This is a genomic window from Actinoallomurus sp. NBC_01490 (assembly GCF_036227085.1).
GTDB classification, from domain to species: Bacteria; Actinomycetota; Actinomycetes; order Streptosporangiales; family Streptosporangiaceae; genus Actinoallomurus; species Actinoallomurus oryzae.
Genome location: NZ_CP109433.1, coordinates 976,217 through 999,529 on the forward strand (window position 1 = coordinate 976,217; position 23,313 = coordinate 999,529).

The window sequence follows — 23,313 nt, forward strand, 5'->3', positions numbered from 1 at the left end:
ACATTACTTTCCGCTTCCGGTGGTGCATGCAGTAATGCCATTCACCCGGTACGGGTGTCCTGCAGGGTTTGTCTGCGCGACGTTGCTGAGTATGGAAATACTTACACTTAACGGGCCATAGGGTTCCGCGGGCGATCCATAGGGTCGTGCGAAATATTGCCATTATTGGCAAGAATAAGAATGCTATGGCCAGCGGCCATGGGATCGGGCTCGTGATGCGATTTAGCCAGAGTCCAAGTATCGTAAACGATTGCCCTAGGTAGTTCAACAGGTCGGCCAACGCGAGTAGCCCTCCACTGCGCACACTACATGTAATGCTCGTGCCGTCGTGAGACGGGCAAACGATCCTCGCATGGGACGCTATCGGCCTTAGTGGCAAATGACACATCTGCAAGGGTAAACGGCGCGAGTGTACGCCGACCGATGCGCACGGCAGAGCGGAGCCTGGCCACGTTCACGCTCTCGATGGTGAGGTACGGCGTAGACGGCGGCGTTCGCGGGAGGCCGAAGCCTATGGGCTCGTCGCGCCGTACAAGCTCGCCTCCGTCATATCGCTGGCCGCAATCCTAGTTCGTGGGGCGGCGCTGAAGCCGGGCCGCAGGTTTCGCCTCCGCCCGAGGCGCTGGCAGGCAGGCCGCTTTAACCCGTATTCGGGCCGTATATGGGTCGAGATCGAGGGTGACGACGACGAACATGCAGGTCAGGGCAGTCGCACGGTGGGTCTGTGTAAATCCGTCGGCTTAGCCTACCCGGGTTCGAATCCTGGACCCACCACCCACCTTGAACCGGCCCCAACCTATGCCTACGCGATCCGGAGCCGTTCTGTTTATTGATCGCCAACAGGCAGCCGGAGGCCGCCGGATGCGGGTGTTCGTCACTTGTCCCGGAACATACGCGGAGAACGTCCGGACGCTTCGCAGGTCGGCCCGCGAAAAGCCAAAGGGGCCCGGCGCGAACCGGAGGCCTGACATGGTGTGTGCGATCACTCGCCGAGTGCGTCATCGATCCGCCTGTTCGCGCCGTCTTGTTGTCCCTCGATGCACTTGGCGTAGATCTGAAGCAGAACCTTGACGCTGCGCCCACACGTTAGGCGACCTCGGTTGCCGGCACACCGGGGTGGCGTCCCGCGTGGTGGTGTAAGTGATCGTCACCGTGTGCGGGTCAGCGAGTAATGCTGATCATGCCGTGAGCAGTGCGGGTGTTTCCACCTCCTTGCTGGCTTTTGCGGGCTGGTCGAGCAGGGCCATGGAGCTTTCGGATAGGTAGCGGCGGTCGGTGACCTGCCATTCGTCGTGGGTTTCGACCAGCACCGAGCCGGCCAGGCGGAGCAGGGCGGCGGGGTTGGGGAAGACACCGACGACGTCGGTGCGGCGTTTGATCTCTTTGTTCACTCGCTCCAGCGGGTTGGTGGACCAGATCTTCTTCCAGTGGGAGAGGGGGAAGTCGGCGAAGGCGGTCACGTCATCGGCCGCCTCGGTGAGCATGGTCTCGACCTTGGGGAGCTGACGGCCGAGCATGCCGGCGATGGTGGTGAGTTGCTCACGGACGTGATCAGGGTCGGGCTGGGCGAAGATGGTGCGGATCGCAGCGGCGACCATCTCGGCGTGGCCTTTGGGGACCTGGGCCAAGACGTTGCGCAGGAAGTGAACCCGGCAGCGTTGCCAGGCCGCGCCAAGCAGCACGGCCTGGATCGCGGTTTTGAGGCCGGCGTGGGCGTCGCTGATGACCAGCTGCACTCCGTGCAGCCCGCGGGTCTTCAAGGTGCGCAGGAACGCGGTCCAAAACGCGCCGTCTTCGCTGTCGCCGACGTCGAAGCCGAGGACTTCGCGGCGTCCGTCGGCGGCCACGCCGGTCGCGACCACGACGGCTTGGGAGACCACCCGATGGTCGACCCGGGCCTTGCAGTAGGTCGCGTCCAAGAACACGTAGCGGAACGGCTGATCGGCCAACGACCGGTCGCGGAACGCCGCGACCTCGACGTCGAGCTCGGCGCAGATCCTGCTCACTTCGGATTTGGAGATGCCGGTGTCGGCACCCAACGCTTTGACCAGGTCATCGACCTTGCGGGTGGAGGTGCCGTGCAGGTAGGCCTCCATGATCACGGCGAACAGTGACTGGTCGACCCGCCGGCGGCGTTCCAGCAGGGAGGGGAAGAACGACCCGGCCCGCAGCTTGGGGATCTGCAACTGCAGATCACCCGCGGTGGTGGTGATCGTCTTGGGCCGGTGCCCGTTCCGCAAACCGGTTCTGGCCTCGGTGCGCTCATGCGGTGCAGCACCGATCACCGAGGTCAGCTCCGCCTCGATCAGAGCCTGGTAGATCGTGGTGGCCGCCTGACGGATCCGGTCTTCGACATCAGCGCCTTTGAGCGCATCCAAGACCTCCAGCAGGGCAGACTGGTCCAGAGCCATCGTGTGATGTGTCCCTTTCGCGAGAACCATTGGCGTGGGTCTTGCCGACCATCACACGGTGGCTCCTTGGCGCGTGGCCACCACGCCGAGGAGCCCGATCTCTTACACCACAAGCTGGGACGTCACCCACACCGGAGCTCAGCCACAGCGACACCCCGCGTGCCGCAGGTCGTACGGGCGCGGGAGCGTCGGAGGTGAATCAGCGGCCGTCCTGTACAGGGGCCGGAGGGCCGGTCATCTGCTGTCTGTGATATTCGCCAAATTCCATCGTTAGGGAGTGCACCGGTCGTACGGTCGGATTCATGAACGATGGGAACGGCGACGAACTGCAGCGGCGAAGCGAACGCGAGGCGGCGGCTGGGCTATGGCCGATTCGCCGGGCATTGACGGTCGCTGGCTTCGGCGCTGTTCTGGGACTGGCGGCCGTCACGGTTGTGGCGCTGGCCATCCTTGGGTTTCCAGGTCTCACCCACCACAAGGTCATATCGATCGGAGACCTGCTAGAGGTGCTGAAGCTAGTGCTGGGTACGGTCGCTGGCGTCGGTGCGCTAGCCGCGCTGGTAATGAACTATCGCAAGCAACGTTTGGCCGAGGCTGCCGAGGTGCGCGAGCATCAGCGCGCCGGCGATGAGCGTGTACGGGTGTTTAACGAACGGTTCGCCACGGCGGCAGGGCAACTCGGCCACACCGAACCTGCGGTGCGTCTGGCTGGCGTCTATGCGATGGCTGGTCTGGCAGATGATTGGGAGCACGGCCGTCAAACCTGCATCGACGTTTTGTGCGCCTACTTGCGGATGCCATACGAGGCCGATCCCGGGTCGACTCTTCCCGCGGAGCGGCTGGAGTTTAGCCGAAATCAGGAAGTCCGTCATGCGATTATCGCGATCATTGGCGGTCATCTGCGTGTGGATGCCCGGACATCCTGGCAAGGCTATAACTTCAATTTCACCGGCGTCCGTTTCGACGGCGGCAGCTTTGATGGCGCAAGGTTCCCTGGGGGGTTGGTCAGCTTTGAAGATGCCGAATTTGTCGATGACATGATTAGTTTTTCCGAGGTGGAGTTCTGCGGCGCTACCGTGAGTTTTCGTGATGCGAGATTCTATGATGGTGCGTTGGTGTACTTTCGTGAGGCTATCTTCTCCGGCGGTGAGGTAGATTTTAGGGGTGCTGCGTTCGTAAGTGGTGATGTAGACTTCGATGGTGTAGAGTTTTCGGGCGGCTCGATCGATTTTGCGGGCGCTCTGTTCTCGGGTGCTGATGTCCACTTCAAAGCATTGTTTTCTGGTGTTGCGGTTTCGTTCAGGCGAGCTAAGGTTCGCGGTGGCACAGTACATTTTGAAGCTGTATTCTCTGGCGGTGCGATAGATTTTGATGGCACGGAATTTTCTGGTGGCATGGTGAAGTTCGGTGGATCGCAATTTTCTGGCAGTGTGGTGGATTTCAGCCAGGCGCGCTTTTCTGGGGGGAAAGTGGACTTTCGCGGGGCCGGCTCATGGTCAACGCCACCATCTGGGTTGAACATCCCTGTGCCCAAGCTACCGGAGGGGCTAATACTGCCGACTGCCGCTGCGGCGTCAACCTCGCGTACACCCTCGTGACGCCTGAGCGGCAGTCGGGGTGGCACCCCATGGCGCGATGGGTTAACGCATGCATGCGGCGGACTTCCGGCGAGCGCGCTGGTCTGGGCCGAATACGGGTCGAGGTCAAGCATAAGCCCGACGGATGTGCAGGTCAGAGCAGTTGCGCGGTGGGTCTGTAAATCCGTCGGCTTAGCCTACCCAGGTTCGAATCCTGGACCCGCCACCCCAGCGCAAACAGCCCCCCACCTGCGATGACAGCGGTGAGGGGCTGCTTCGTTCCTGTCCGGCTGTGTCCGGCTAGATGCGACCGTCTACGGTCGGCTGGGTCCAATACGGGTCCACGCTGCACAGTCGACAGGACCGGGCTGGCATCGAGTGGCGCCGATCGGCTTGAAGGGCCGAGCTTGGCGAGACTCACTCGAAAGAAGTGACACGCTGAGCCTGAGAGGCTATAGTTAACGGTTGATTCGGGTATGCGTGGTGACGCCTGCGAAGGCTGCTCTGGGTAGAAGGAGAGGGCGCGGCGAAAATCAGGTGATTAATTACTTGTTCCTGATTTACAAAGTCTAGCCGACCCTGCCCTAAAACTCCTCTCCAAGTCATCAATATCAGTCCCGCTAATCCTCCTGATAGCCCTAAAGCCTTTCCTTAAGCGTTTCGGTACCGGAGTCGCCGACCTGCTACTTCGCATCTTGGAATACAAGGCGAGGCAGCGATGGCCAGGACTTCGGAGGGGCGCCCGGGTAGATGGCCAGCAAGAGAGTTCGACAGGGGTCAACAATGAACTAAGCGGAACCGTCAATGGTTCGGTAGTTCAAAGTAGAGATATCAATGAACTGCATATTCACGTAAACGTTCCAGAGCGTTCGGAAGACCCCGGCCCCGAGTCTGGACCGTAGCTCTCGCCCCTCCTGTGCAGCACAGGAGGGGCGAGAGAGAAATCACCTTCGTCAGTGTCCGCCGCGCCTCATCACCGGCGAAGGCGTCGCGCCCCCCATTCTGGGCAGCGTTGCACGCTGACCCAAACCATCGTCAGGAGCCGCAGTCAGTCAACTGATTCGCGGCGAGCGACATGAGCTGTGTGGCATCTGTGATACGGCGCTTGGCCTCCTCTTCCTGACCAGCAATGCACTTTGCGTAGGCGTGGAGAAGGGCAGTGACGCTGTGCCCTGCCCACGCCGCGACCTGAGCAGGGAGAACGCCAGCGCTGAGCCAGGTGGAGATAGCGGCGTGGCGAAGGGCGTACGGAGTTTCGGCGAGCGACGAAGCAGCCTCTGGGCCGTGAGCGCGGCCTTGGGCGCCTTGTGCCACATACCGGGGTACATCCGGTCGGTCATGATGCCAGCGCGTGGCCGATGAACAGCCGCTCGCCTTCCCTGATCTTGCACTCATCGATGTGACGACGAAGGATTCGCGCTAGCTCGGGGTGAATGGGAACGGGGCGAGTCTAGCCAGCGCGTTGTCTCTCCTGGTTGCGACCATGAGGTACCTGACGCATCGTCCCCGGGGCGTGTTGTTTTGGTCGAGTAACTCCAGCGAAGACTGCCAGGGTGTTGCTCTTGTGAATGATGATCGTGCGGGGAGCGGGAGTGGAGATGATTCCACGTTCGCGCCAGTCACGCAGCGTTCGCTCGACTGTCTTCTTGCTCATGCCAGCCCACATGGCCAGGGTCGTCTGACTAAGCGGCAGAGGGAGGCGGCGGCTGCCATCGTCCTGGACGACACCGCCGTGCCTTTCGAGGTCCCACAGTAGCCATGCAAGCCTGCGGACTGAGTGATCGCACGCCAGACTCGTGATCCTGGTCTCGTCTTCGACGGTTCGCTGGATGAGGTCCTGAGTGAACATCTCCCACAGGTGGGGGCGCGAGTTAAGAAATTCGAGAGCGCCCTCCCGGGACATCACCCGAGCACGGCACTCCGTCAACGCTGTGGCATTGACGGTCCGGCGCCTATGTGATCTTTGGCCGAATGGGAGTAGGGCGTCCTCCCCAAGCATCTGACCGGGACCACATAGACGGAGGAACGCTTCTTGCCCATCTCGGGACATGGCGGTCATCTGCACCAGGCCCTGCCGGATGAAATAGATCTTCTTGGGTGCGACGCCGGCCGCAAGGAGGCGATCACCGATATCAAAGTTCGCGAAGTCAGCTTTCGACCAGAGCGCGATCTCGTCGCGCCAATCGAGCCGTTCGAGGAACCCATCGCCATAGTGCTCCATCTGCATGGCACTCACCTGCCGTGGAGAGCTTTGATGATCGGCGGGATTGCTGCCAGGACGGTGGCCAGGGCGGTAAGTGCAGCGACCGCTGCTCCTGGCTGAGTGGGGCCGAGTCGTACGGCGACGACTCCTGCCACCGTCACTATCGTTAGGGCGACCAGCGCCCCGATCGTGGTGACCCATCGGTCGTGATGCACTGCGGAACCTTTCTGCCTTCGCTGGACCTGTCGCACGTCTTCCCGTTCGGCGCCCCGTTGGGACGTAGTCCTCCCGTGGCAAAGAGGACCTGGGACTCCTGTGGCTGGGAGACACATGCAGCACTGCAATCAAGGTACGGGGTCGCAGGTGCATTCGGGCTCGGGTTCGCGCTCGCGCGTCGCACGCGCGTGATATCAGAAAGGCCAGGGAAAAAGCAAGGACCCCCAGAGTGCCACCTCTAGGGGTCCTTCTAGCTGCGATGACGGATCAGGTCCAGCGAAGACACGCACCGTTCCGCCCTTACAGGCTAGGCCCTGTCCGAGGGCGTTTTCACTGTGGGGGCGTCCTCAAATGTCGTCGCCCCTCTTTTCGCTCACGTTACGGCACGGCGCTGACACAAGCACGGAGCGCCCCGTGGTTTATATGGCGAACGCTCTGAGCTGAGGGCTCCGAAGGTCCCACGTGGCCCTGAGCGGCGGTTTATTGGAAGCTGGACCAGCCACTGCGCCTCCGACGACTGAAGCGTTCTACGGTCTCTTGATCAGCGTCGCCTGGGCGATGCGGCGTTTGGCCTCCCCTTCCTGGCCAGAGATGCACTTGGCATAGACGCGGAGGAGAACCGCAACACTGTGCCCGGCCCATGCGGCGACCTGAGCGGGCGGAACCCCTGCGCCGAGCCAGGTGGATACGGCGGCGTGCCGAAGGGCGTACGGAGTCTCGGCGAGTGGAGAGGCGGCCTCCTGAGCCGTCAGCGCGGCCTTGCGCGCCTTATGCCACACGCCAAGGTACGTCCGGTCGGTCATGATGCCGGCGCGTGGGCCGACGAACAGCCGTTCACCTTGCTTGATCTTGAACTCCTCGATGTGCCGGCGAAGTATCACGGCAAGCTCGGGGTGGATGGGAACGGGGCGGGTCTCGGTGACGTCCCAGCTTGTGGTGTAAGAGATCGGGCTCCTCGGCGTGGTGGCCACGCGCCAAGGAGCCACCGTGTGATGGTCGGCAAGACCCACGCCAATGGTTCTCGCGAAAGGGACACATCACACGATGGCTCTGGACCAGTCTGCCCTGCTGGAGGTCTTGGATGCGCTCAAAGGCGCTGATGTCGAAGACCGGATCCGTCAGGCGGCCACCACGATCTACCAGGCTCTGATCGAGGCGGAGCTGACCTCGGTGATCGGTGCTGCACCGCATGAGCGCACCGAGGCCAGAACCGGTTTGCGGAACGGGCACCGGCCCAAGACGATCACCACCACCGCGGGTGATCTGCAGTTGCAGATCCCCAAGCTGCGGGCCGGGTCGTTCTTCCCCTCCCTGCTGGAACGCCGCCGGCGGGTCGACCAGTCACTGTTCGCCGTGATCATGGAGGCCTACCTGCACGGCACCTCCACCCGCAAGGTCGATGACCTGGTCAAAGCGTTGGGTGCCGACACCGGCATCTCCAAATCCGAAGTGAGCAGGATCTGCGCCGAGCTCGACGTCGAGGTCGCGGCGTTCCGCGACCGGTCGTTGGCCGATCAGCCGTTCCGCTACGTGTTCTTGGACGCGACCTACTGCAAGGCCCGGGTCGACCATCGGGTGGTCTCCCAAGCCGTCGTGGTCGCGACCGGCGTGGCCGCCGACGGACGCCGCGAAGTCCTCGGCTTCGACGTCGGCGACAGCGAAGACGGCGCGTTTTGGACCGCGTTCCTGCGCACCTTGAAGACCCGCGGGCTGCACGGAGTGCAGCTGGTCATCAGCGACGCCCACGCCGGCCTCAAAACCGCGATCCAGGCCGTGCTGCTCGGCGCGGCCTGGCAACGCTGCCGGGTTCACTTCCTGCGCAACGTCTTGGCCCAGGTCCCCAAAGGCCACGCCGAGATGGTCGCCGCTGCGATCCGCACCATCTTCGCCCAGCCCGACCCTGATCACGTCCGTGAGCAACTCACCACCATCGCCGGCATGCTCGGCCGTCAGCTCCCCAAGGTCGAGACCATGCTCACCGAGGCGGCCGATGACGTGACCGCCTTCGCCGACTTCCCCCTCTCCCACTGGAAGAAGATCTGGTCCACCAACCCGCTGGAGCGAGTGAACAAAGAGATCAAACGCCGCACCGACGTCGTCGGTGTCTTCCCCAACCCCGCCGCCCTGCTCCGCCTGGCCGGCTCGGTGCTGGTCGAAACCCACGACGAATGGCAGGTCACCGACCGCCGCTACCTATCCGAAAGCTCCATGGCCCTGCTCGACCAGCCCGCAAAAGCCAGCAAGGAGGTGGAAACACCCGCACTGCTCACGGCATGATCAGCATTACTCGCTGACCCGCACACGGTGACGATCACTTACACCACCACGCGGGACGCCACCCGGGTCTCTCCGGATGCCCGGTGTTTCAGCGGTTGTCTGTCGCGTGCCTTGCCGCTGTCGGTCCATCGAGAGCCGCTACGGGGTCGGGGCTTCGACGCGCCCGTGGGCAGCGTAGTGCGGTGAGAACCCCCCTATCCAGCTGGTAGGTCCACATTTGGGCCGCCGGGGCCGGCCAGAGTCGCAGCAGATGCTCGGCGTGAACCGGGCTGAGTGACCATGTGTACAGACGTATCCGGAGCGGGCCGGTCGGGAGGTTGGACAGACCCAGCCGCAGTGCCTCTGAGTCATCCTCCTCTAGGGCATGTCCCGTGGACCAGGTGACGGGGTCTCGGAGCCAGATCCGGATCGATGCGACGTCGATGGTGCCCAGGTAGATACGCTCTCGTTTGTCGTATCTTGTCGCGACGGCGCGGAACTCCTCGAGCTTGCTGAAACAACGTTCCACGGTGTTGCGCTGTTTGTAGATGTCGGCGTCGAACGCGGGCGGCCGGCCTCCGGCCGAGCCACGGTTTCGGCGGTGCCTTTTCTGGTCCTCTTTGACCGGGATCACCGCCCGGATCCCGCGTCGCCGCAGGTAGGCGCGGTTGGCCGCCGAGGAGTAGGCCTTGTCGGCCGCAGCGACGCCTGGTGTGCGGCGTGGCCGGCCCGCTCCCCGCCGCAGGACGCGGATCTGTTCCATGAGCGGGATGAACCGCGGGCTGTCACTGTGCTGGCCGGGGCTGATCAGCCGGGCGATCGGGCGGCACCGCCGGTCGGCGACCAGATGAATCTTGGTCGTCCAGCCACCCCTGGACTTGCCCAGCGCCTCCCCCTGTGCGGCAATCGGCCGCCGGTGCCTTGCGTGCTCCGGCGGCATGCCGGTGGGCCCGGTTGATGGTCGAGTTCGCCGAGACCATCCAGCCGGCACCCTCGACCTCATCGCATCCGGCCCGCAGCCGGTCCAAGATCTCGGCCCACGTTCCGTCCATCGACCAGCGGCGATGCTGGTTGTAGACGGTTTTCCAGTTCCCATAGACCGGTGGTAGATCACGCCAGGGAGTCCCCGTCCGGGAACGAAAGAGATCCCATTGATCACCGTTCGGTGAGGCCGCCACCGGCCACTCCGCGCAGGATCCCCGGGCAGAAGCGGCCGCAGCCGCTCCCACTCCGCATCGGACAGATCATGACGTTTTAACCGCTCCCCATCACCACAACAGCGGTCTATCGCAACACCGAGATCCACCTCTCGAGATCCACGAGACAGGCCCTAACTAACCTCGCGCCTTGCTGCAGGGAAGGACGACGCCCAAAATATCGCTTCGGGCCGTCAACGGCGAGCACTGCCCCTCGTTCTGGGCGGGCATGGCAGGTTCGGCTGGCTTGGCGGGCAGGCCCAGCCGCCGCTTCCGTCCCTCCCCCGGCCTTGCGCTTTCGCTTGGCGGGCGGACTGTTTGTGATGAGGGAAGCTCCGGGGCGTTGGTTTCACCGGCCCCCCGGACATAGGACTTCCGAAGCGGCGGCCCCGGCGGGAACGGATACGTGCCCACGACCCACCGGCAGCACGGGGCCGCCGTCCTCACCATGGGTGAGGGTCCAATTGGCTCACCTCGCTGCTGATCACGGCGTGAGGTACGACCGGCCATAGAAAGGATGCCATATGTGCTGCTGATCAAGATGCCGGTATTTTTCTGAGGCCTCAGCCCTCCGACGTCCTGCGGGGGTTCAGTCATCCCGCTGTTTATTGATGAACTGGAGTGAACAATGTCACGATTCCGCATTGCTGCGGGCATCGCTGCTACTACGGCGGTCCTTATCGCCGCCCCCACGGTCGCCTCGGCCGACGATGGTTCGCAGGCTTCACCCAGGGTGTTCGGCGCCTGTGCGGAACTGACGGAGAACGGGCCCGGCTGGGCGCTGTTGCGCAACGACTGCGCGATCGCGATCGAGGGCTCGGTCGACTTGAGCAGTGGGGACCGTCCCACGTGTGTGCCGATAGCGCCACACGGCACCAACACCGTCATCTGGAAGGGCGGGGGCCGGGCAGAGTACGCTGTCGACTGCGTCTGACTCCGTGTCCAGCGGAGTGTGTATGCGCCGCCTCCGCGTGATCCTGTCTGCCGGATAAGCGCTGTCGCTTGGGCGGCGGCGTTTTGCTCCAGTGAAGGACTTGAACTTGCCGTCGCAGGTTGGCGTAGCCTGGTCAAGTGTTGGAAGCGCTCAACTTGGCTCGATGCGGGTTGTCGGTCAGCGCCTGACATCGAGGCAAGGTCGCGTCGCCTGCCCAAGACACTCCACAAGCCAGGTTGAAAAAGGCTCAATTGTGAGTCGATTTTACTTTAATACGAGCAGCCGTACCAATGGGACGAGTGCGTAGAGTCTCTCACCCAAAGTGGCGAGACTGGAAAGGTGTGCGGTGCGTTTTCTTCGACACGGCCTCGTGGTGACTCTGCTGGCGTCGGTGTGCAGTTGCGGGGTGACCGACGGGAAGGTGAGCGCGCGGAAAGAGGGGCGGCAGGCGGCCACGTCCTCGGCTACGGCGACCAAGGACGGATCGGGCGCCACGGCGACCGCCGATGCGCGCGAGCTCTATCTGGACTCGCTGCGCCAGCAGGCGCTACAGCCGTCCGTCAGCCTGGTACACGAGTACTACTCGCAGCAGAAGGCGTATCCCGGAGGCAGCCGTGAGGCCGTGGTCTCGGGGTTCGACTACCGGACTAAGGACGTACGCCTAGAGCAGTCACATGTGGTCGTGGCGGACGGCAAGACCGAGGTGGCGTGGGCGACCTGGTGCCAGGGCAAGTCCCAGAACTGGTTCTGGTCGGGACCGGGCCATTGGAGCCTGACAGAGAACCAGTGCCCGACCCTCACGGACCAGGCGTGGGTGAACGACGGACTCGGCGTTGGCGGGCTGACCGAGAAGCAGGCCGATACCTTTGTCAGCCAGCTCGCTGGCTATGAGGGGTTGATCAATGCCCGCGGGAAAATCCTCGTCAATCGAGCCGGTAAGCAGTACATACGCCTCGAGATCAAGGTGACACCGCACAGCTACAACAGTGGGAGTTCGATAGGCGCGGGATGGTATCTGAACGCATTCAAGTACACTGAGCTCGACGCGAACACCCACCCGTACGGCTTGCTGGGCGCAGAGAGCCCCGCCCTGGACATCGTCCGCTACATTGACCCTAAGACTCTGCTGCCCGTTTACTCGGAGACGCAGGACACCTACGGCGACAGATGGCACATGCACAGGGTCGAATATTCCTTCGGGGGACCAGTGAACAGTCGACCCCGGCCCGCCAACCCCACCGACATCCCTCAGATGACCTGGCAATCCGAGAGGCGGTGACGAGTGTCTCGTCCATGGGGCCCGATCCACTCGCCGGATTCGATCGCGGCATCGACGCTACGTCCCAGCGAGAGCCGCGTCTGTAGTTCCGCTTCTTGGACCATGGACCCGAATTGCGAGATCACGTCGGTGATGGGCAGGTCTTCTTCGGGTACGAAGGAGAAACTAGGGGAAACGATGCCTTCCAGTGCGCGGTGCGCGGCCCTGTAGGCTCGCTCGATTTGCGGCGCCTGCGGGAACTGGTAATCGGTCACTTCGTCTCCATCATGCAATCGGCCTGCGTGGTCCCCCCGATACGCACGAACCGCACGTCGTCCTCATCCCAATAAGCGCGGAACCACTGCCTCATTCGCTCATCATGGCGGAAGGCCGGTGTCGCGCTGCCGGAGCGGGGACGTCGTTCTACCTGCGGGCATACTCCGGCTCACGGGACGGGCGCAGGGGCGCCGGCCAGTGCCCTATGAGTCGCCTCCGGCGATTGGACAGCACGTCCGCTCACCACCTCACGGGCACCTCTTAACTACATGCCTCCGTCGGGGGTCTCAGGCTCCGGGATAGCCGCACAGCGGAGGCGAGGTGGGTGGGTGGTCGAGGTGGGGGCCTGGTCATCCCGTCCACCTTCGTCCCAGGATAAGCCGAGCGGGCCTGGCCCGCTCCCCGTACGGATGGGCCGAAGACAGACGGGATGACCAGGCGGGGGAGCCTGTCGCTTGCGGTAGTCGCTGCGATGATGCGGTGCATGTCCGAGGACGATCTGATCGCAAGACTCCGTCGACGTGCCTATGACCCGGCCAGACGCCAGGATGACGTCTACGTCCCGTGTGAGTGGATCAGACAGCGGTACGGCGACGAGGTAAAACGCAAGATTCGTAAGCGGGCGGGGAGCGACGCGGAGTTGAAGGCCGGAGCGCCTGAAGCGGTCGAGTATTTCAAGGACGCTCCCCACGAGCCGCCCTATCCGCCAGTGACGGTTCCAGAACTACTCGCGGCAGAGCGGCAAATGGGCCGCCAACTGCCTGACTTGCTCCGACGCCTCTATACCGAGGTGGCCAACGGAGGTTTCGGGCCGACGTACGGGATCTTGGGGATCATACGCAGCGGGCAGCATGATGAACGCGACATCGTCGCCGTTGACGAGTACCTGGCGCGTCCAGAACTCAACGACCCGTTGGGCTTCCCGCTGGTCCAGGGCGGGTGCAGCGTGTGGTGGTACGTGTCGCTGACACAGCCCGGGAACCCCGTCTACCTGTTCGATGGGGATGGCTGGGACCGGCCCGAGCAGGATCCGCCAACGGTTGCTGTGGAACAGACCTGGCCTAGCTTGGCCGAGTGGTTGGGCCAGTGGGCAGACGGATACGACGTGTGGAGCGGGTATTCGTCCATCGCACGCTCTGCTGAGGTCGGCTGATCAACGCGACTAATGGGGCCGACAGGCCCATACACTGCCCGGCCGGCGGACTTCGGGTGGCAGGACGTGTGTGCGAACTTGATCATGGGTCTCGCGTGCTCGTCAGAGCGGACGATCACGGTCGCGTACGGTCGCTCATGGGGAGATCGCCGAGAAGGCGAATGTCAGCAGTACCAAAGGTGATCGAAGCCTGCGACGGCTTGCAACTACCGGTCCTCACGATGAGGGATAAGTCGGCACAGTTGTGAGGGGCTCTGCCCCCTGCGGGGCTGGGTTCGGTCATCCCGACAGGTGCAAAGCATTCGCCGCCGTCAAAGCCTCCGTACTCATGCCGACCTTGCAGCAGAATGACGGGTCAACACGTGGGCGGGGGCGTTTGGGAAGGTGGTTGTGGGAAGTCTTCGTCGTTTCCGTCGAGCCAGTCAGTGAGCCGTTCGGCCAGGGTGCGGTCCTCGGGGAAAAGGGCATGTCGCAGACTGCGCCCGTTGGGATCCCAGCCCCACATTCGCCCCTCCGGCGTGCTGTAGTCGACCATGGACCAAATCGCGCAGCCCCAGGTCAGCAACGGCACCACGGACGGTGGGTGAACGTACCCGCGCTCGGGCCCTGCTTCGATCCAGCTCAGGTACGTCTCAACGAGGATGGGGCTGTCACTGAACTCGTATGGGACGGTCAGGGACAGCGCTTCTCCCCAGCGGCCGAATCCTCCATTGGCAACTTCGAGGTAGATCCGCTTGAGCAGAACCGGCATCGGGTGACCGACCACACCCTCAAGCTCGGCGACGGCCTCGGGAGGGGCCGGGGGCGGCAGGTCTGAGTGCTGCTCCCTGATCCTGGCAATGATCTCATCGTCGCTCATAGAGCCACAGCTATCAGAGCCATCTGACACGGCTGGAATCCAGAGCCGTCGGATATGCGCCGAACTCGGAGATGAGCACCTGGCAGAGTCGCCACCGGAGCCAGACAGGCGGTCTCGGCCGTGCCATTAGCGTGCCATTAGCCGCAATAACCAAGGGTCAACGGCGGTCACTCGTGAGCACAGCGATGCCCAGGTCAGCGCCCGTGACAGCGAAGATCCGTACGCTTCCCAAGCTGGTTATGCGGGTTCGATTCCCGTCACTCGCTCAGTGTCTGCCCGGGGGCGGCCTGCTCCAGTGTCAGGCGCCGGTTTGTTGGAGGCCGGCCCGGTACCAGTCGGGCATGTACGCGTCGGCGCGTGGAAAGCGCTGCTGCTCGCGCTCGAAGTCCTCGGGAGTCGGCGGGCGCCGGAAGGGAGGTTGTTCCTGTCGTTCGTAGGAGATCTTGTAGGTCCCGGGAAGGACGACCGCGTACCGGCAGGAGAACCAGGTGCCCTCGCCGTCAACGTACATTCCCTTACGAAGAGAGGCCAGACGCTTCAGCGCCTCCGTGGGGACCCTCCAGCTCTCTCGGCTGCCGTCCGCTCTGGTCAGCCTGGTCGAGCACTGGTTGTGCCGACCGAGCATGTCGAGCAGCAGGACCAATTCCTGCCAGTCTTCCGGCATTGCCTCCACGAGGAGCTTGGTGACCTCCGCAAGGATGTCGGCCTGTTCGAGGGGGGTAAGCGGCGAGCGTGACATTGCGACATATTCCCACGGGTGATCAAGCGTCCGTGCCACAAGCGTGCCATTAGTCCCGGTAACCAGGGGTCGGCGACGGTCGCTCGCGACCAGACCACCGACGTGGTCAGCGCCCATGACGGCCGAGATCCGTATGCTTCCCGAGCTGGTAGTGCGGGATCGATTCCCGTATTCGCTTCGAATGACGAAACCCCAGGCCAGAGCATGAGGGCAGAGGGCCGGTTAGCGCTGCGCTTGCCGGCCCCATAGCTCAACAAGGTCCATCAAGCGATGAGGCTTTGGCCGGCGAACACCATCGTTCGGTGGCATCAGAGCAAACAGCCCCACCAGCGGTGACACCGGTGAGGTGAGCTTCCCCCGCTTTGTCGGAGACTTCCGAACCTGGTCTGATCATTCAGACCAAGAAGGGAAGTCTTCGTGGCAGCACCCCGCAAGTACCCCGATGAGCTGCGTGAACGAGCCGTGCGGCTGTATCGGGAGTCTGATCCGAAGCCGGTGATCCGGCGGTTGGCCGAGCAGTTGGGCGTCCATCCGGAGGCGTTGCGGAACTGGATCCGCCAGGACGAGGCCGACCGCGGGGAACGCGATGACCGGCCGACCACTGACATGGTCGAGGAGAACCGCCGGTTGAAGAAGGAGATCGCCGAGCTCAGGCGGGTCAACGAAGTGCTGCGGGCCGCATCCGCTTATTTCGCGGCCGAGATCGACCCGACCCGGCGGCGGTCATGAGCTTCATCGATGCGCATGACTTCGCGGTCGGTCTCGTCCTTCGGGTCCTGGGAATCTCCTCCTCGACCTACTACGGCTGGAGAGCACGCCAAGCCGCACCCTGCCGGCGCCGGCTGGAAGACGCCGAACTGCTGGAGATGATCCGCAAGGTCCGTTCGGCGAACGAGTTCGCGGCCGCCTATGGATCCCCGCGTGTGTGGCTGGAACTGCGCAAGCAGGGCGTGCGGTGCGGTCGTAAGCGGATCGAACGGATCATGCGTGAAAACGACCTGGCCGGTGCGTACCTGCGTAAAGGCTGGAAGGGCGGCTCGACTCGGCAGAACCCCAAGCACACGGCGGCACCCGACCTGGTGGAACGCGACTTCACCGCGCCCGCGCCGAACCGGCTGTGGGTGGCCGATCTGACCCGTGTCCCGACCTGTGAGGGCGTGCTGTGGCTCGCATCGGTGCGTGATGCCTTCTCCAACCGCGTCGTGGGCTGGAAGACCGCCGCCCGCGCCGACACCGGCCTGGTGCTGACCGCGCTGGAGTACGCACTGTGGTCCCGCGACGTCCGCGCAGGTCAGCTGATCCACCACTCGGACAAGGGCTGTCAATACACCGCGATCCGGTTCACCCAGCGGCTGGCCGACGCCGGCATCGCACCCTCCACCGGCTCGACCGGCGACAGCTACGACAACGCCCTGGCCGAGAACCTGTGGTCCACCCTCAAAACAGAGCTCATCCACTGGCCCGGCACGACCTTCGCCACCCGCGCCGAGGCCGAGTCGGCGATCTTCCGCTACATCGACGGCTGGTACAACCCCCGCCGCATCCAGCACCGCCTGGGCGGCCTGTCACCGGATGAGTACGAGGACGCCTTCTACCGACAACAGCAAGATCAACCCGATCCCGCTACCATCCAACCCACCCCTACCCGAGCCAGGTAACAGGGTCTCCGGGAAAGCGGGGGAACCTCAGAGGGGCTTTTTTGTTCCTGTCTGGCTGCATCCGACTCAGATCGACGACCTCACGGGTGCTGCGTCGCAGCCTCGGGATACCGACGATCGCGGACCGGGTCGTTCAGACGGCGCTGAAGCTGGTGCTGGAAGCCGATTGTCGACGCCGACTTCCAGCGCTCGCTCAGGCGTCCTGAGTCTTGGTGACGCAGCGTGATGGTTTCGATGTCCTTGGCGGAGGCGCTCACTGGCGATGTTGGAAAATGTGCGAATTATGTGTGAGTTGTTCCTGTATTGACGGTTTGAGTTCATTCGTGCCTTAATGACGATCATTGCGCCGTGTGCCTCCGGGAGCTAGGCATGACCAGGGAGTTGGTGTCATGAGAACGGACCCTGAAACGGGCTCGGTACGGTCCGGCGCCACACCGGTCGTGCTCTCGCGGCGGACGATACGAGGCGGTGACACACCGCGACTCGACCCTGCCCCATCCGGCGGGCAGGTCATTCGCTTGGACTGCCGCTGACTGCCTATGTCCCCGCTCGGCGTGCGCGGTAGGCCCCTGTGTGCCAGGCGTCGAAGGAGCACCGCTGCCGCACGGCACGGTGAGGCTACCGCGCTGCCGGGTTGTCTCCGGTGCTGAGCCGCGCAGCCGGGGAGCACAGGGCCCGTCGCCGGCCGGCATGACGTCCACACGCCCGCGGACGCAAGAAAGCGGCTGATCAGAGGTCTTCCTCGCCCACTTCCGAGCCTGCCAGTCGCACCTGCTTCATGAGCAGCTGACTCACCTGCCGGTCGCCCCCGCAACTGGAACCACGAACACAGGAGGAACCGTCTTGACCCGACCCCCTCACCTGCTCTACCGACGATGGGCCGCCGTTCTGGCCCTCAGCACCTCGGCCGTGGCCGTGGCCGTGGCCACCGTGCCGGCGACGGCCGACACCGCCCCGGCCGCCACCGCGATCGTCGACGTCGCCGGAGCGTCCAACACGCCGCAAGATGTCTTCCAGGGCCTCGGCGCGCTATCGGCCGGAGCGACCTCGCGGCTGCTCCAGGACTACCCAGCGAAGCAGCGCGACCAGATCCTCGACTACCTGTTCACCCCCCAGTACGGAGCATCGCTCGACGTGCTCAAGGTCGAAATGGGCGGTGACACCGATTCGACCTCTGGCAGCGAGCCCAGCCACGAACGGGTCGAGGGGCAGGTCGACTGCAACCGCGGCTACGAGTGGTCGCTGATGGAGCAGGCGAAGAAGCGTAACCCTGACATCAAGCTCTGGGGACTCCAGTGGGGCGCCCCGTCCTGGGTCGGCACAACCGGCTACACCTCTAAGGACGTCGACTACCAGCTCAGCTGGCTGCGCTGCGCGCGCCGGCACCATCTGAACATCGACCTCGTCGGTGGCACCAACGAACGCTCGGCGGCCGAGCCCGTACGGGCGGCGTACTACGAGGAGCTGCGCCGGCGGATGGACGCCGCGGGGTTCGGCTCCACCGGCATTCTGATCGGTGACGAGGACGGCAACGGCAGCTGGACCTCGGCGACCGACGTGACGAACGACCCGCGGCTGCGCGCCTCCGTCAGCGCGCTCGGTGGGCACTACCCGTGCCGGGGCAACCCGAAGGGGACCACCTGCGCCAGCGGCCAGAACGCCGACTCCTCCGGCCCGGCGCGCTCCCTCGGGCTGCCGCTGTGGGCCAGCGAGATGGGTTCGGACAACTACGCCACGGGAGCTGCCGGGCTGGCCCGCGCCTACAACCGGCAGTACGTCGAGGGCGGGCTGACCGGGGCGATCAACTGGTCGCTCGCGGCGTGCTGGTACTCCGACGTCACCGCGTACGCCGGCGATGGGCTGCTCGACTGCGAGAGCCCGTGGAGCGGGCACTACGCCGTGGACAAGCAGCTGTGGGCGACCGCGCACACGACCCAGTTCACCCGGCCGGGCTGGGAGTACGACCGGGCCGCGAGCGGGGAGTCCCCGCTGCAGGGCGGCAGCTACGTGACGCTCAAGTCGCCCGACGGGAAGCAGTTCACAACCATCGCGGAGACCACGCTGTCCACAGCACCGCAGACGATGGAGCTGACCGGGCTGCAGGGACGCGCGGTCCACGTCTGGGACACCGACCTCACGTCCACGGACCCGAGCGCGTGGTTCCAGCAGCAGGCGAGCCCGGCGGTCTCCGGTGACAGCGTGACGCTGACCCTCCAGCCGGGACACCTCTACACCTTCACCAGCGAGGCCGATGGCCACCATGATGACGCGCAGTCCCCGGTGGACACCAGGATGAAGCTGCCCTACACCGAGAACTTCAACGGGTATGCGGAGGGCAGCACGCCGGCGTACCTCTCCGACCAGGAGGGCACGTGGGAGACCGCAAAGTGCCTCGACGGCGGCGACCCCGGCGCCAGGCGCGCAGGCAAATGCCTCGAGCAGACGATCACGAGTAAGCCGGTGCGCTGGAGGCCCGAGACGCTCTATCCGCTCACCGTGGTCGGGGACCCGCGCTGGGGCGGCGACTACACCGTCGGGGTGGATGCTCTGCTGGACCGGCCTGGCGCGGACGCCGAGCTGACCGGGCGGGTGACCGGTTTCGACCTGCTCGGCACCGGGCTGGCCGGCTACCACCTGCGGCTGGACCAGAACGGGACCTGGTCGCTGTTCCGGGAGACCACCGGCAACAAGTCCGGCAACCACGTCGACACCCCGCTCGCCTCGGGCACCGTCGACCTCGTCGGCCGGAAATGGCACCGGATCGCGATCGCCTTCGACGGTGATCGGATCACCCCGATGGTCGACGGCCGCGCGCTCTCCACCCCGGTCGTGGACGACACGTACGACCACGGCCAGGTCGGGCTACAGATCGGCGGCTACTACCGGGCACTGTTCGACGACCTGACGGTCACCCCGAACTGAACGCAGGCTGCGACCCCGGTCTTCGGACCGGGGTCGCAGCCGTGCGGCAGCGTCGGCAGACCGGCTACGCCCAGGCTCGATGACGAACACTCTCATTTCAAAACGTCATTCGGTGGCGAATTCCGAGAGTTCCGTTCATGGTGCGATCCGGATTACGGGCTGAAGCGTCCAACCTTCAGTGCGGCGGGGGAGGGCGAGAATGACAGATCTACCGCCTTGGCCCAAGCCCAGCTCGGTGGACGACTTGGATCATCGTCGCCCGCCCAGATGGATATGGGGCGTCTTCGCGGGCTGGCTGGTGCTGGTGGGCGGCTGGATGCCGATCTTGGTGCTTGTCGTTGCGCACCGCAAGGGTCTGCCGGGTGCGAGTCTGGCTCTGTGGCTGGCGGGTATTTCGCTGCCTGTTAGCAGCTTGGCGGCGACAGTGGCATTTGGATTCGTGCTCGGCCGGTGGGTTCCTATGATCAGTTCGCGCGTCAAGATCGGTTGTGCCGCCCCGGTCGGCTGCCTTTCGTGGGTGCTCTGGTTCGCGATCGCCTATGCCCTACCCGTTGCCAGTGTCAGTGCCAGTGATGACGTTTCCACGGATGACAGCGGAGCGCTCGGCGCGATCATTTTCGGGCCGCCTGTGCTGCTCCTCATCATTGTTCTGCTCGGGCTGGGCGTCGCAAGGGGAACCGCGCGGCGCGCGCATGCGACTGACCGTGTCGAGTGAACGAATCGCCGGCGGTCTGGGGCAGGGTGATGAAGCCGTCGTGATCTCGTCGAGCGCTTTCATGACCCCTCTGCGAAGATGTGGCGGGTGGGATGGGAGGCACTCGAGCAGTGGGGTGACGACGTCGTTCGCATCGAACCGCTCACTGGCGGAGTTGGCGTCAACGAGGTGTGGAGCGTGCGCGTCAACGGGCACCTCGCGGTCGGTCGTCTCGGCCAACGCAGCGACGCTGATCTCGCGTGGGAGACCGACCTGTTGCGGCACCTCGACCGTGAAGGGGTGGGGGTGCCGGTGCCGATCCCGACCACGGACGGCCGGCACTTCGCCGACGGCCTGGTGGTGATGACCTACGTGGAGGGCAGATCGCCCGAGACCGAAGCCGACTGGCGTCGCGTCGCGATGATCGACTGGGACGAGTCGCACGTCGACGTCCCTGACCTCGACCTGGCACTGCCGCACAACGCCGCCGGTCTCGACGACGACGCGTACGACATCGCCGCGCAAGCGCGCGCCGCATGGGAGGCCGCCGTCTGCTGGGACCCCAGCGGGACCGACCGGTTCGCGGTCAAGCGACTCGCCGAAGTTCGAGCGGTCTTGAGCAGCAGCGAATCGACAGAGCGCGCCTAACGCTGCACGATCGCGCACGTTGATCTCTATCGCGTACTGCACGATGTTGGTCAACGTCATTGCGTCGGATCGCTCCTTGGGCGCGCCCGATCTGGGTTGGCGCGAGCCATGGGGCCGCGATGACCTCGCCGCCTACTTCGTGACGCTGACCTTGTCCTTCAGCACCGAACCGAGTGTCCTACGTGACATCGCGGCTTTGGCTCACGAGCACAGTTTGGTGACGCACGATCCTCAAACCGGCGAGACGCTCCGATGATCCAACCCGACTCACCGGGATGACCAGGCTTCCACCTCAACCACTCTCCCAGCTCGGCCTGGTACGAGCTGTTCTGACAGGAAGGCTTCGATCTGCTCCGGCAGGGAGAAGTCTTTGTCGCATTCCGGGCACGTCGTGTGGCCGAAGAGGTAGGTCAGATGCTCGGCGGCCGCCGATTGCGCGGCCTGGATTGCCATGCGATACAGCCGGGATGCCAGCGGCCGGAGCTCAGCGGGCGCCACCGGCCGGGCATCGGTCAGCGTCGGGCCCCTGAAGTTGAGGCGCCCGTGCGGGTCGCGGCGGCGGGTGCCTGGGTGGTCTTCGGTGAAGTCGATCTCCAGGCTCGCCGAGCAAGATGGGCACTCCACGTCGTAGAGGCGAGGGAGCAAGTATTCGCACACGGGTGCCCCCTCGAAGGCAAGGAGGGCCCGCAGAGGATAGAAATAGTCCTCTTCGTCGCCTTCGAACGGTTCCTTCGTCAGGTAGTGCTGGGCCATCCGGTGCAGTTCAGCGATCGCGTCCGGGTAGCGCGCACGAGCGTATCCTTGCTCGTGAAGCCGCCTCTCGCCTACGACGATACAGCCGGCCAACGCAATCGCCTGCCAATGATCACCGGGCTTACGACCGGTGGCGATGTCCGCTAGGACAGGCAGCGCGGCGAAGCTGGCCGGATACACCGTCCCCTGATGACAGAGACAAGACCACAGCTCGACCCACGCCTCGTCGGCCAGCTCCGGGTCAGCGACCTCTTCGAAGAACTGCGGGACGTCGGCCGCGGAGCCGTAAGCGTGCTCAAGACGAGACCAGTCCACTGACATGCCGTAATTATCGCGCCACATCCAACGAGAATCAGGCCTAGTCAAACGGCGCTCTAAAGTCCGCCGGCTTGTAGGCGCAACGGGAAGTCCCCGGTCAGACTCGGCTGAGTGTCGAGTTGGTGTGGTTTCGGGCTTGGCGCATTCGGAAGCCTTCCCGTCGGTGACGACGACGATGTTGTCGAGCTGCGAGCACGAGTTCGACGGTAGCGCGGCCGACCAGTTCCGCCCGTTCGGACAGGCGCGTCCCTCACTCCTCGGGACGGTGCGCCACCACGAGGAGGTAGCCGAGCTCCCAAACCTCGCTGAGGGCGCCAAGATCCAGATGGAAGGCCGGGTCGTCCTTGTGCAGCGCCTCGATCTCCGCCGAGACCAGCTCCTTGTGCCGCGCCGCCTCCTGCATGCTCCTCTTCATCACGTTCCCGCTGATATCGATGATCTCGTCGACCATCAGGCCCGCGTTCCGGATCAGCCCTGGGTAGTCGTCGATCGTGACGGTGGGGCCGAGCAGGGTCTCGCGGTAGTAGGCCTCCACGGGTTCCCTCTTGTGCTCCGGAATGGGAGCCCGTTCGAAGATGTCGGTCAGCAGCACCCGACCGCCCGGCCGGACCACACGCGCCATCTCGCTCAGGACCCGGGCGCGGTCCGGCACGTGGATGATGGATTCCAGCGCCCACGCGGCGTCGAAGGAGTCCGCCTCATAGGGCAGTCGCATGGCGTCGGCGCACTCGAAGCGCACGCGTTCGGCGAGGCCCGATTCCGCGGCCAGCTGGTTGGCCAGCTTCACCTGCTCCTGGCTGACCGTCACGCCGGTGACGCGGACCCCGGTGGCCTGGGCCAGACGTACGCCGGGGCCGCCGAGGCCGCAGCCGACGTCCAGCAGGTGCTCTCCCGCGCTGACCCGCGCCTTACTGATCATCAGGTCGGTCATGCGCACGGCCGCCTGACGCAATGTGGCGTCGTCGTCCGGCGAGTCCCAGTACCCGAAGTGCATGTTGGCATTGGCATCGGGGCCGGCGTCGACCGCCAGCTGCGCGAACCGGTCGTAGAAGAGACCGACGTCGGCCGGCTCTGGCACCTTGATCCCTCGCATTGCTGATGCTCCCTGACTCACGTGTGGCAACTTTCCTCGCCCTCCTCTGCTCGATACCGAGCGGGCAGCTGCGCGGCCAGCACGATCACCGTGCCGTCCGCATCGACGCGAAACTCTTGGTCGCTCCCCGGGTGCCCGGCAGCTCGTGA

At 64.5% G+C, this 23,313-nt stretch carries 19 protein-coding genes and 1 pseudogene; 10 read left to right on the forward strand and 10 right to left on the reverse strand.

Annotated elements, in window-relative coordinates; genetic code table 11:
- Positions 1 to 1,178: 1,178 nt before the first annotated feature.
- Positions 1,179 to 2,411, reverse strand: a complete 1,233-nt coding sequence (locus OG417_RS05045) for an IS256 family transposase (protein ID WP_329237621.1) — start codon at positions 2,409 to 2,411, stop codon at positions 1,179 to 1,181.
- A 302-nt stretch (positions 2,412 to 2,713) separates the two neighbouring features.
- Here OG417_RS05045 and OG417_RS05050 point away from each other — a divergent pair, with 302 nt between their 5' ends.
- Positions 2,714 to 4,009: a pentapeptide repeat-containing protein gene (locus OG417_RS05050; protein ID WP_329250439.1), complete on the forward strand. Its 1,296-nt coding sequence runs from the start codon at positions 2,714 to 2,716 to the stop codon at positions 4,007 to 4,009.
- A gap of 1,429 nt (positions 4,010 to 5,438) precedes the next feature.
- Here the strand turns inward: OG417_RS05050 and OG417_RS05055 are convergent.
- Both OG417_RS05055 and OG417_RS05060 read right to left on the reverse strand, forming a co-directional pair.
- A complete protein-coding gene (locus OG417_RS05055) occupies positions 5,439 to 6,215 on the reverse strand; it encodes a Crp/Fnr family transcriptional regulator (RefSeq protein ID WP_329250442.1) in 777 nt (258 codons plus the stop codon).
- A gap of 719 nt (positions 6,216 to 6,934) precedes the next feature.
- A complete protein-coding gene (locus OG417_RS05060) occupies positions 6,935 to 7,378 on the reverse strand; it encodes a site-specific integrase (RefSeq protein ID WP_329250445.1) in 444 nt (147 codons plus the stop codon).
- Between the two features lie 73 nt (positions 7,379 to 7,451).
- Here OG417_RS05060 and OG417_RS05065 point away from each other — a divergent pair, with 73 nt between their 5' ends.
- Positions 7,452 to 8,684, forward strand: coding sequence for an IS256 family transposase (locus OG417_RS05065; RefSeq protein WP_329237621.1), 1,233 nt, complete (start codon positions 7,452 to 7,454; stop codon positions 8,682 to 8,684).
- Positions 8,685 to 9,072: 388 nt separating this feature from the next.
- Here OG417_RS05065 and OG417_RS05070 read toward each other — a convergent pair.
- Positions 9,073 to 9,951, reverse strand: a pseudogene (locus OG417_RS05070) (IS5 family transposase); the annotation flags it as partial.
- A gap of 1,188 nt (positions 9,952 to 11,139) precedes the next feature.
- On the opposite strand from OG417_RS05070, the gene OG417_RS05075 reads away from it, so the two are divergent.
- Positions 11,140 to 12,072 (forward strand): hypothetical protein, encoded by a 933-nt coding sequence (locus tag OG417_RS05075; RefSeq protein WP_329250452.1) that lies wholly within the window; start codon positions 11,140 to 11,142, stop codon positions 12,070 to 12,072.
- Here OG417_RS05075 and OG417_RS05080 read toward each other — a convergent pair.
- Positions 12,042 to 12,326, reverse strand: a complete 285-nt coding sequence (locus OG417_RS05080) for a hypothetical protein (RefSeq protein WP_329250455.1) — start codon at positions 12,324 to 12,326, stop codon at positions 12,042 to 12,044. The genes OG417_RS05075 and OG417_RS05080 overlap by 31 nt on opposite strands.
- A 485-nt stretch (positions 12,327 to 12,811) precedes the next feature.
- Between OG417_RS05080 and OG417_RS05085 the strand changes: the two genes are divergently transcribed.
- Positions 12,812 to 13,480: an SMI1/KNR4 family protein gene (locus OG417_RS05085; protein ID WP_329250458.1), complete on the forward strand. Its 669-nt coding sequence runs from the start codon at positions 12,812 to 12,814 to the stop codon at positions 13,478 to 13,480.
- A 355-nt stretch (positions 13,481 to 13,835) separates the two neighbouring features.
- Here the strand turns inward: OG417_RS05085 and OG417_RS05090 are convergent, their stop codons facing one another.
- Both OG417_RS05090 and OG417_RS05095 read right to left on the reverse strand, forming a co-directional pair.
- The gene (locus tag OG417_RS05090; RefSeq protein WP_329250461.1) at positions 13,836 to 14,339 is read right to left on the reverse strand and encodes a hypothetical protein; all 504 of its coding nucleotides are present in this window, start codon (positions 14,337 to 14,339) and stop codon (positions 13,836 to 13,838) included.
- Positions 14,340 to 14,637: 298 nt separating this feature from the next.
- Positions 14,638 to 15,078: a hypothetical protein gene (locus OG417_RS05095; protein WP_329250463.1), complete on the reverse strand. Its 441-nt coding sequence runs from the start codon at positions 15,076 to 15,078 to the stop codon at positions 14,638 to 14,640.
- Positions 15,079 to 15,495: 417 nt separating this feature from the next.
- Here OG417_RS05095 and OG417_RS05100 point away from each other — a divergent pair, with 417 nt between their 5' ends.
- Both OG417_RS05100 and OG417_RS05105 read left to right on the forward strand, forming a co-directional pair.
- A complete protein-coding gene (locus OG417_RS05100) occupies positions 15,496 to 15,807 on the forward strand; it encodes a transposase (RefSeq protein ID WP_329250466.1) in 312 nt (103 codons plus the stop codon).
- Positions 15,804 to 16,736 (forward strand): IS3 family transposase, encoded by a 933-nt coding sequence (locus OG417_RS05105; RefSeq protein ID WP_329250468.1) that lies wholly within the window; start codon positions 15,804 to 15,806, stop codon positions 16,734 to 16,736. Before OG417_RS05100 ends, OG417_RS05105 begins: the two co-directional genes overlap by 4 nt.
- Before the next feature lie 80 nt (positions 16,737 to 16,816).
- Here the strand turns inward: OG417_RS05105 and OG417_RS05110 are convergent, their stop codons facing one another.
- Positions 16,817 to 16,993 (reverse strand): hypothetical protein, encoded by a 177-nt coding sequence (locus OG417_RS05110; RefSeq protein WP_329250471.1) that lies wholly within the window; start codon positions 16,991 to 16,993, stop codon positions 16,817 to 16,819.
- 586 nt (positions 16,994 to 17,579) lie between these two features.
- Between OG417_RS05110 and OG417_RS05115 the strand changes: the two genes are divergently transcribed.
- The 4 genes from OG417_RS05115 (at position 17,580) to OG417_RS05130 (ending at position 21,256) form a co-directional block, all read left to right on the forward strand.
- The gene (locus OG417_RS05115) at positions 17,580 to 19,658 is read left to right on the forward strand and encodes a hypothetical protein (RefSeq protein WP_329250474.1); all 2,079 of its coding nucleotides are present in this window, start codon (positions 17,580 to 17,582) and stop codon (positions 19,656 to 19,658) included.
- Between the two features lie 235 nt (positions 19,659 to 19,893).
- Positions 19,894 to 20,373: a hypothetical protein gene (locus OG417_RS05120; protein WP_329250477.1), complete on the forward strand. Its 480-nt coding sequence runs from the start codon at positions 19,894 to 19,896 to the stop codon at positions 20,371 to 20,373.
- A 78-nt stretch (positions 20,374 to 20,451) separates the two neighbouring features.
- The gene (locus OG417_RS05125; protein ID WP_329250481.1) at positions 20,452 to 21,000 is read left to right on the forward strand and encodes a phosphotransferase; all 549 of its coding nucleotides are present in this window, start codon (positions 20,452 to 20,454) and stop codon (positions 20,998 to 21,000) included.
- A gap of 19 nt (positions 21,001 to 21,019) precedes the next feature.
- Complete coding sequence (locus tag OG417_RS05130) at positions 21,020 to 21,256, forward strand: hypothetical protein (protein WP_329250483.1); 237 nt, start codon at positions 21,020 to 21,022, stop codon at positions 21,254 to 21,256.
- Positions 21,257 to 21,267: 11 nt separating this feature from the next.
- Here OG417_RS05130 and OG417_RS05135 read toward each other — a convergent pair whose 3' ends face one another.
- Together OG417_RS05135 and OG417_RS05140 are read right to left on the reverse strand one after the other, a co-directional pair.
- Positions 21,268 to 22,074, reverse strand: coding sequence for a hypothetical protein (locus tag OG417_RS05135; protein WP_329250485.1), 807 nt, complete (start codon positions 22,072 to 22,074; stop codon positions 21,268 to 21,270).
- A 247-nt stretch (positions 22,075 to 22,321) separates the two neighbouring features.
- A complete protein-coding gene (locus OG417_RS05140; protein ID WP_329250488.1) occupies positions 22,322 to 23,164 on the reverse strand; it encodes an SAM-dependent methyltransferase in 843 nt (280 codons plus the stop codon).
- Between the last annotated feature and the right edge of the window lie 149 nt (positions 23,165 to 23,313).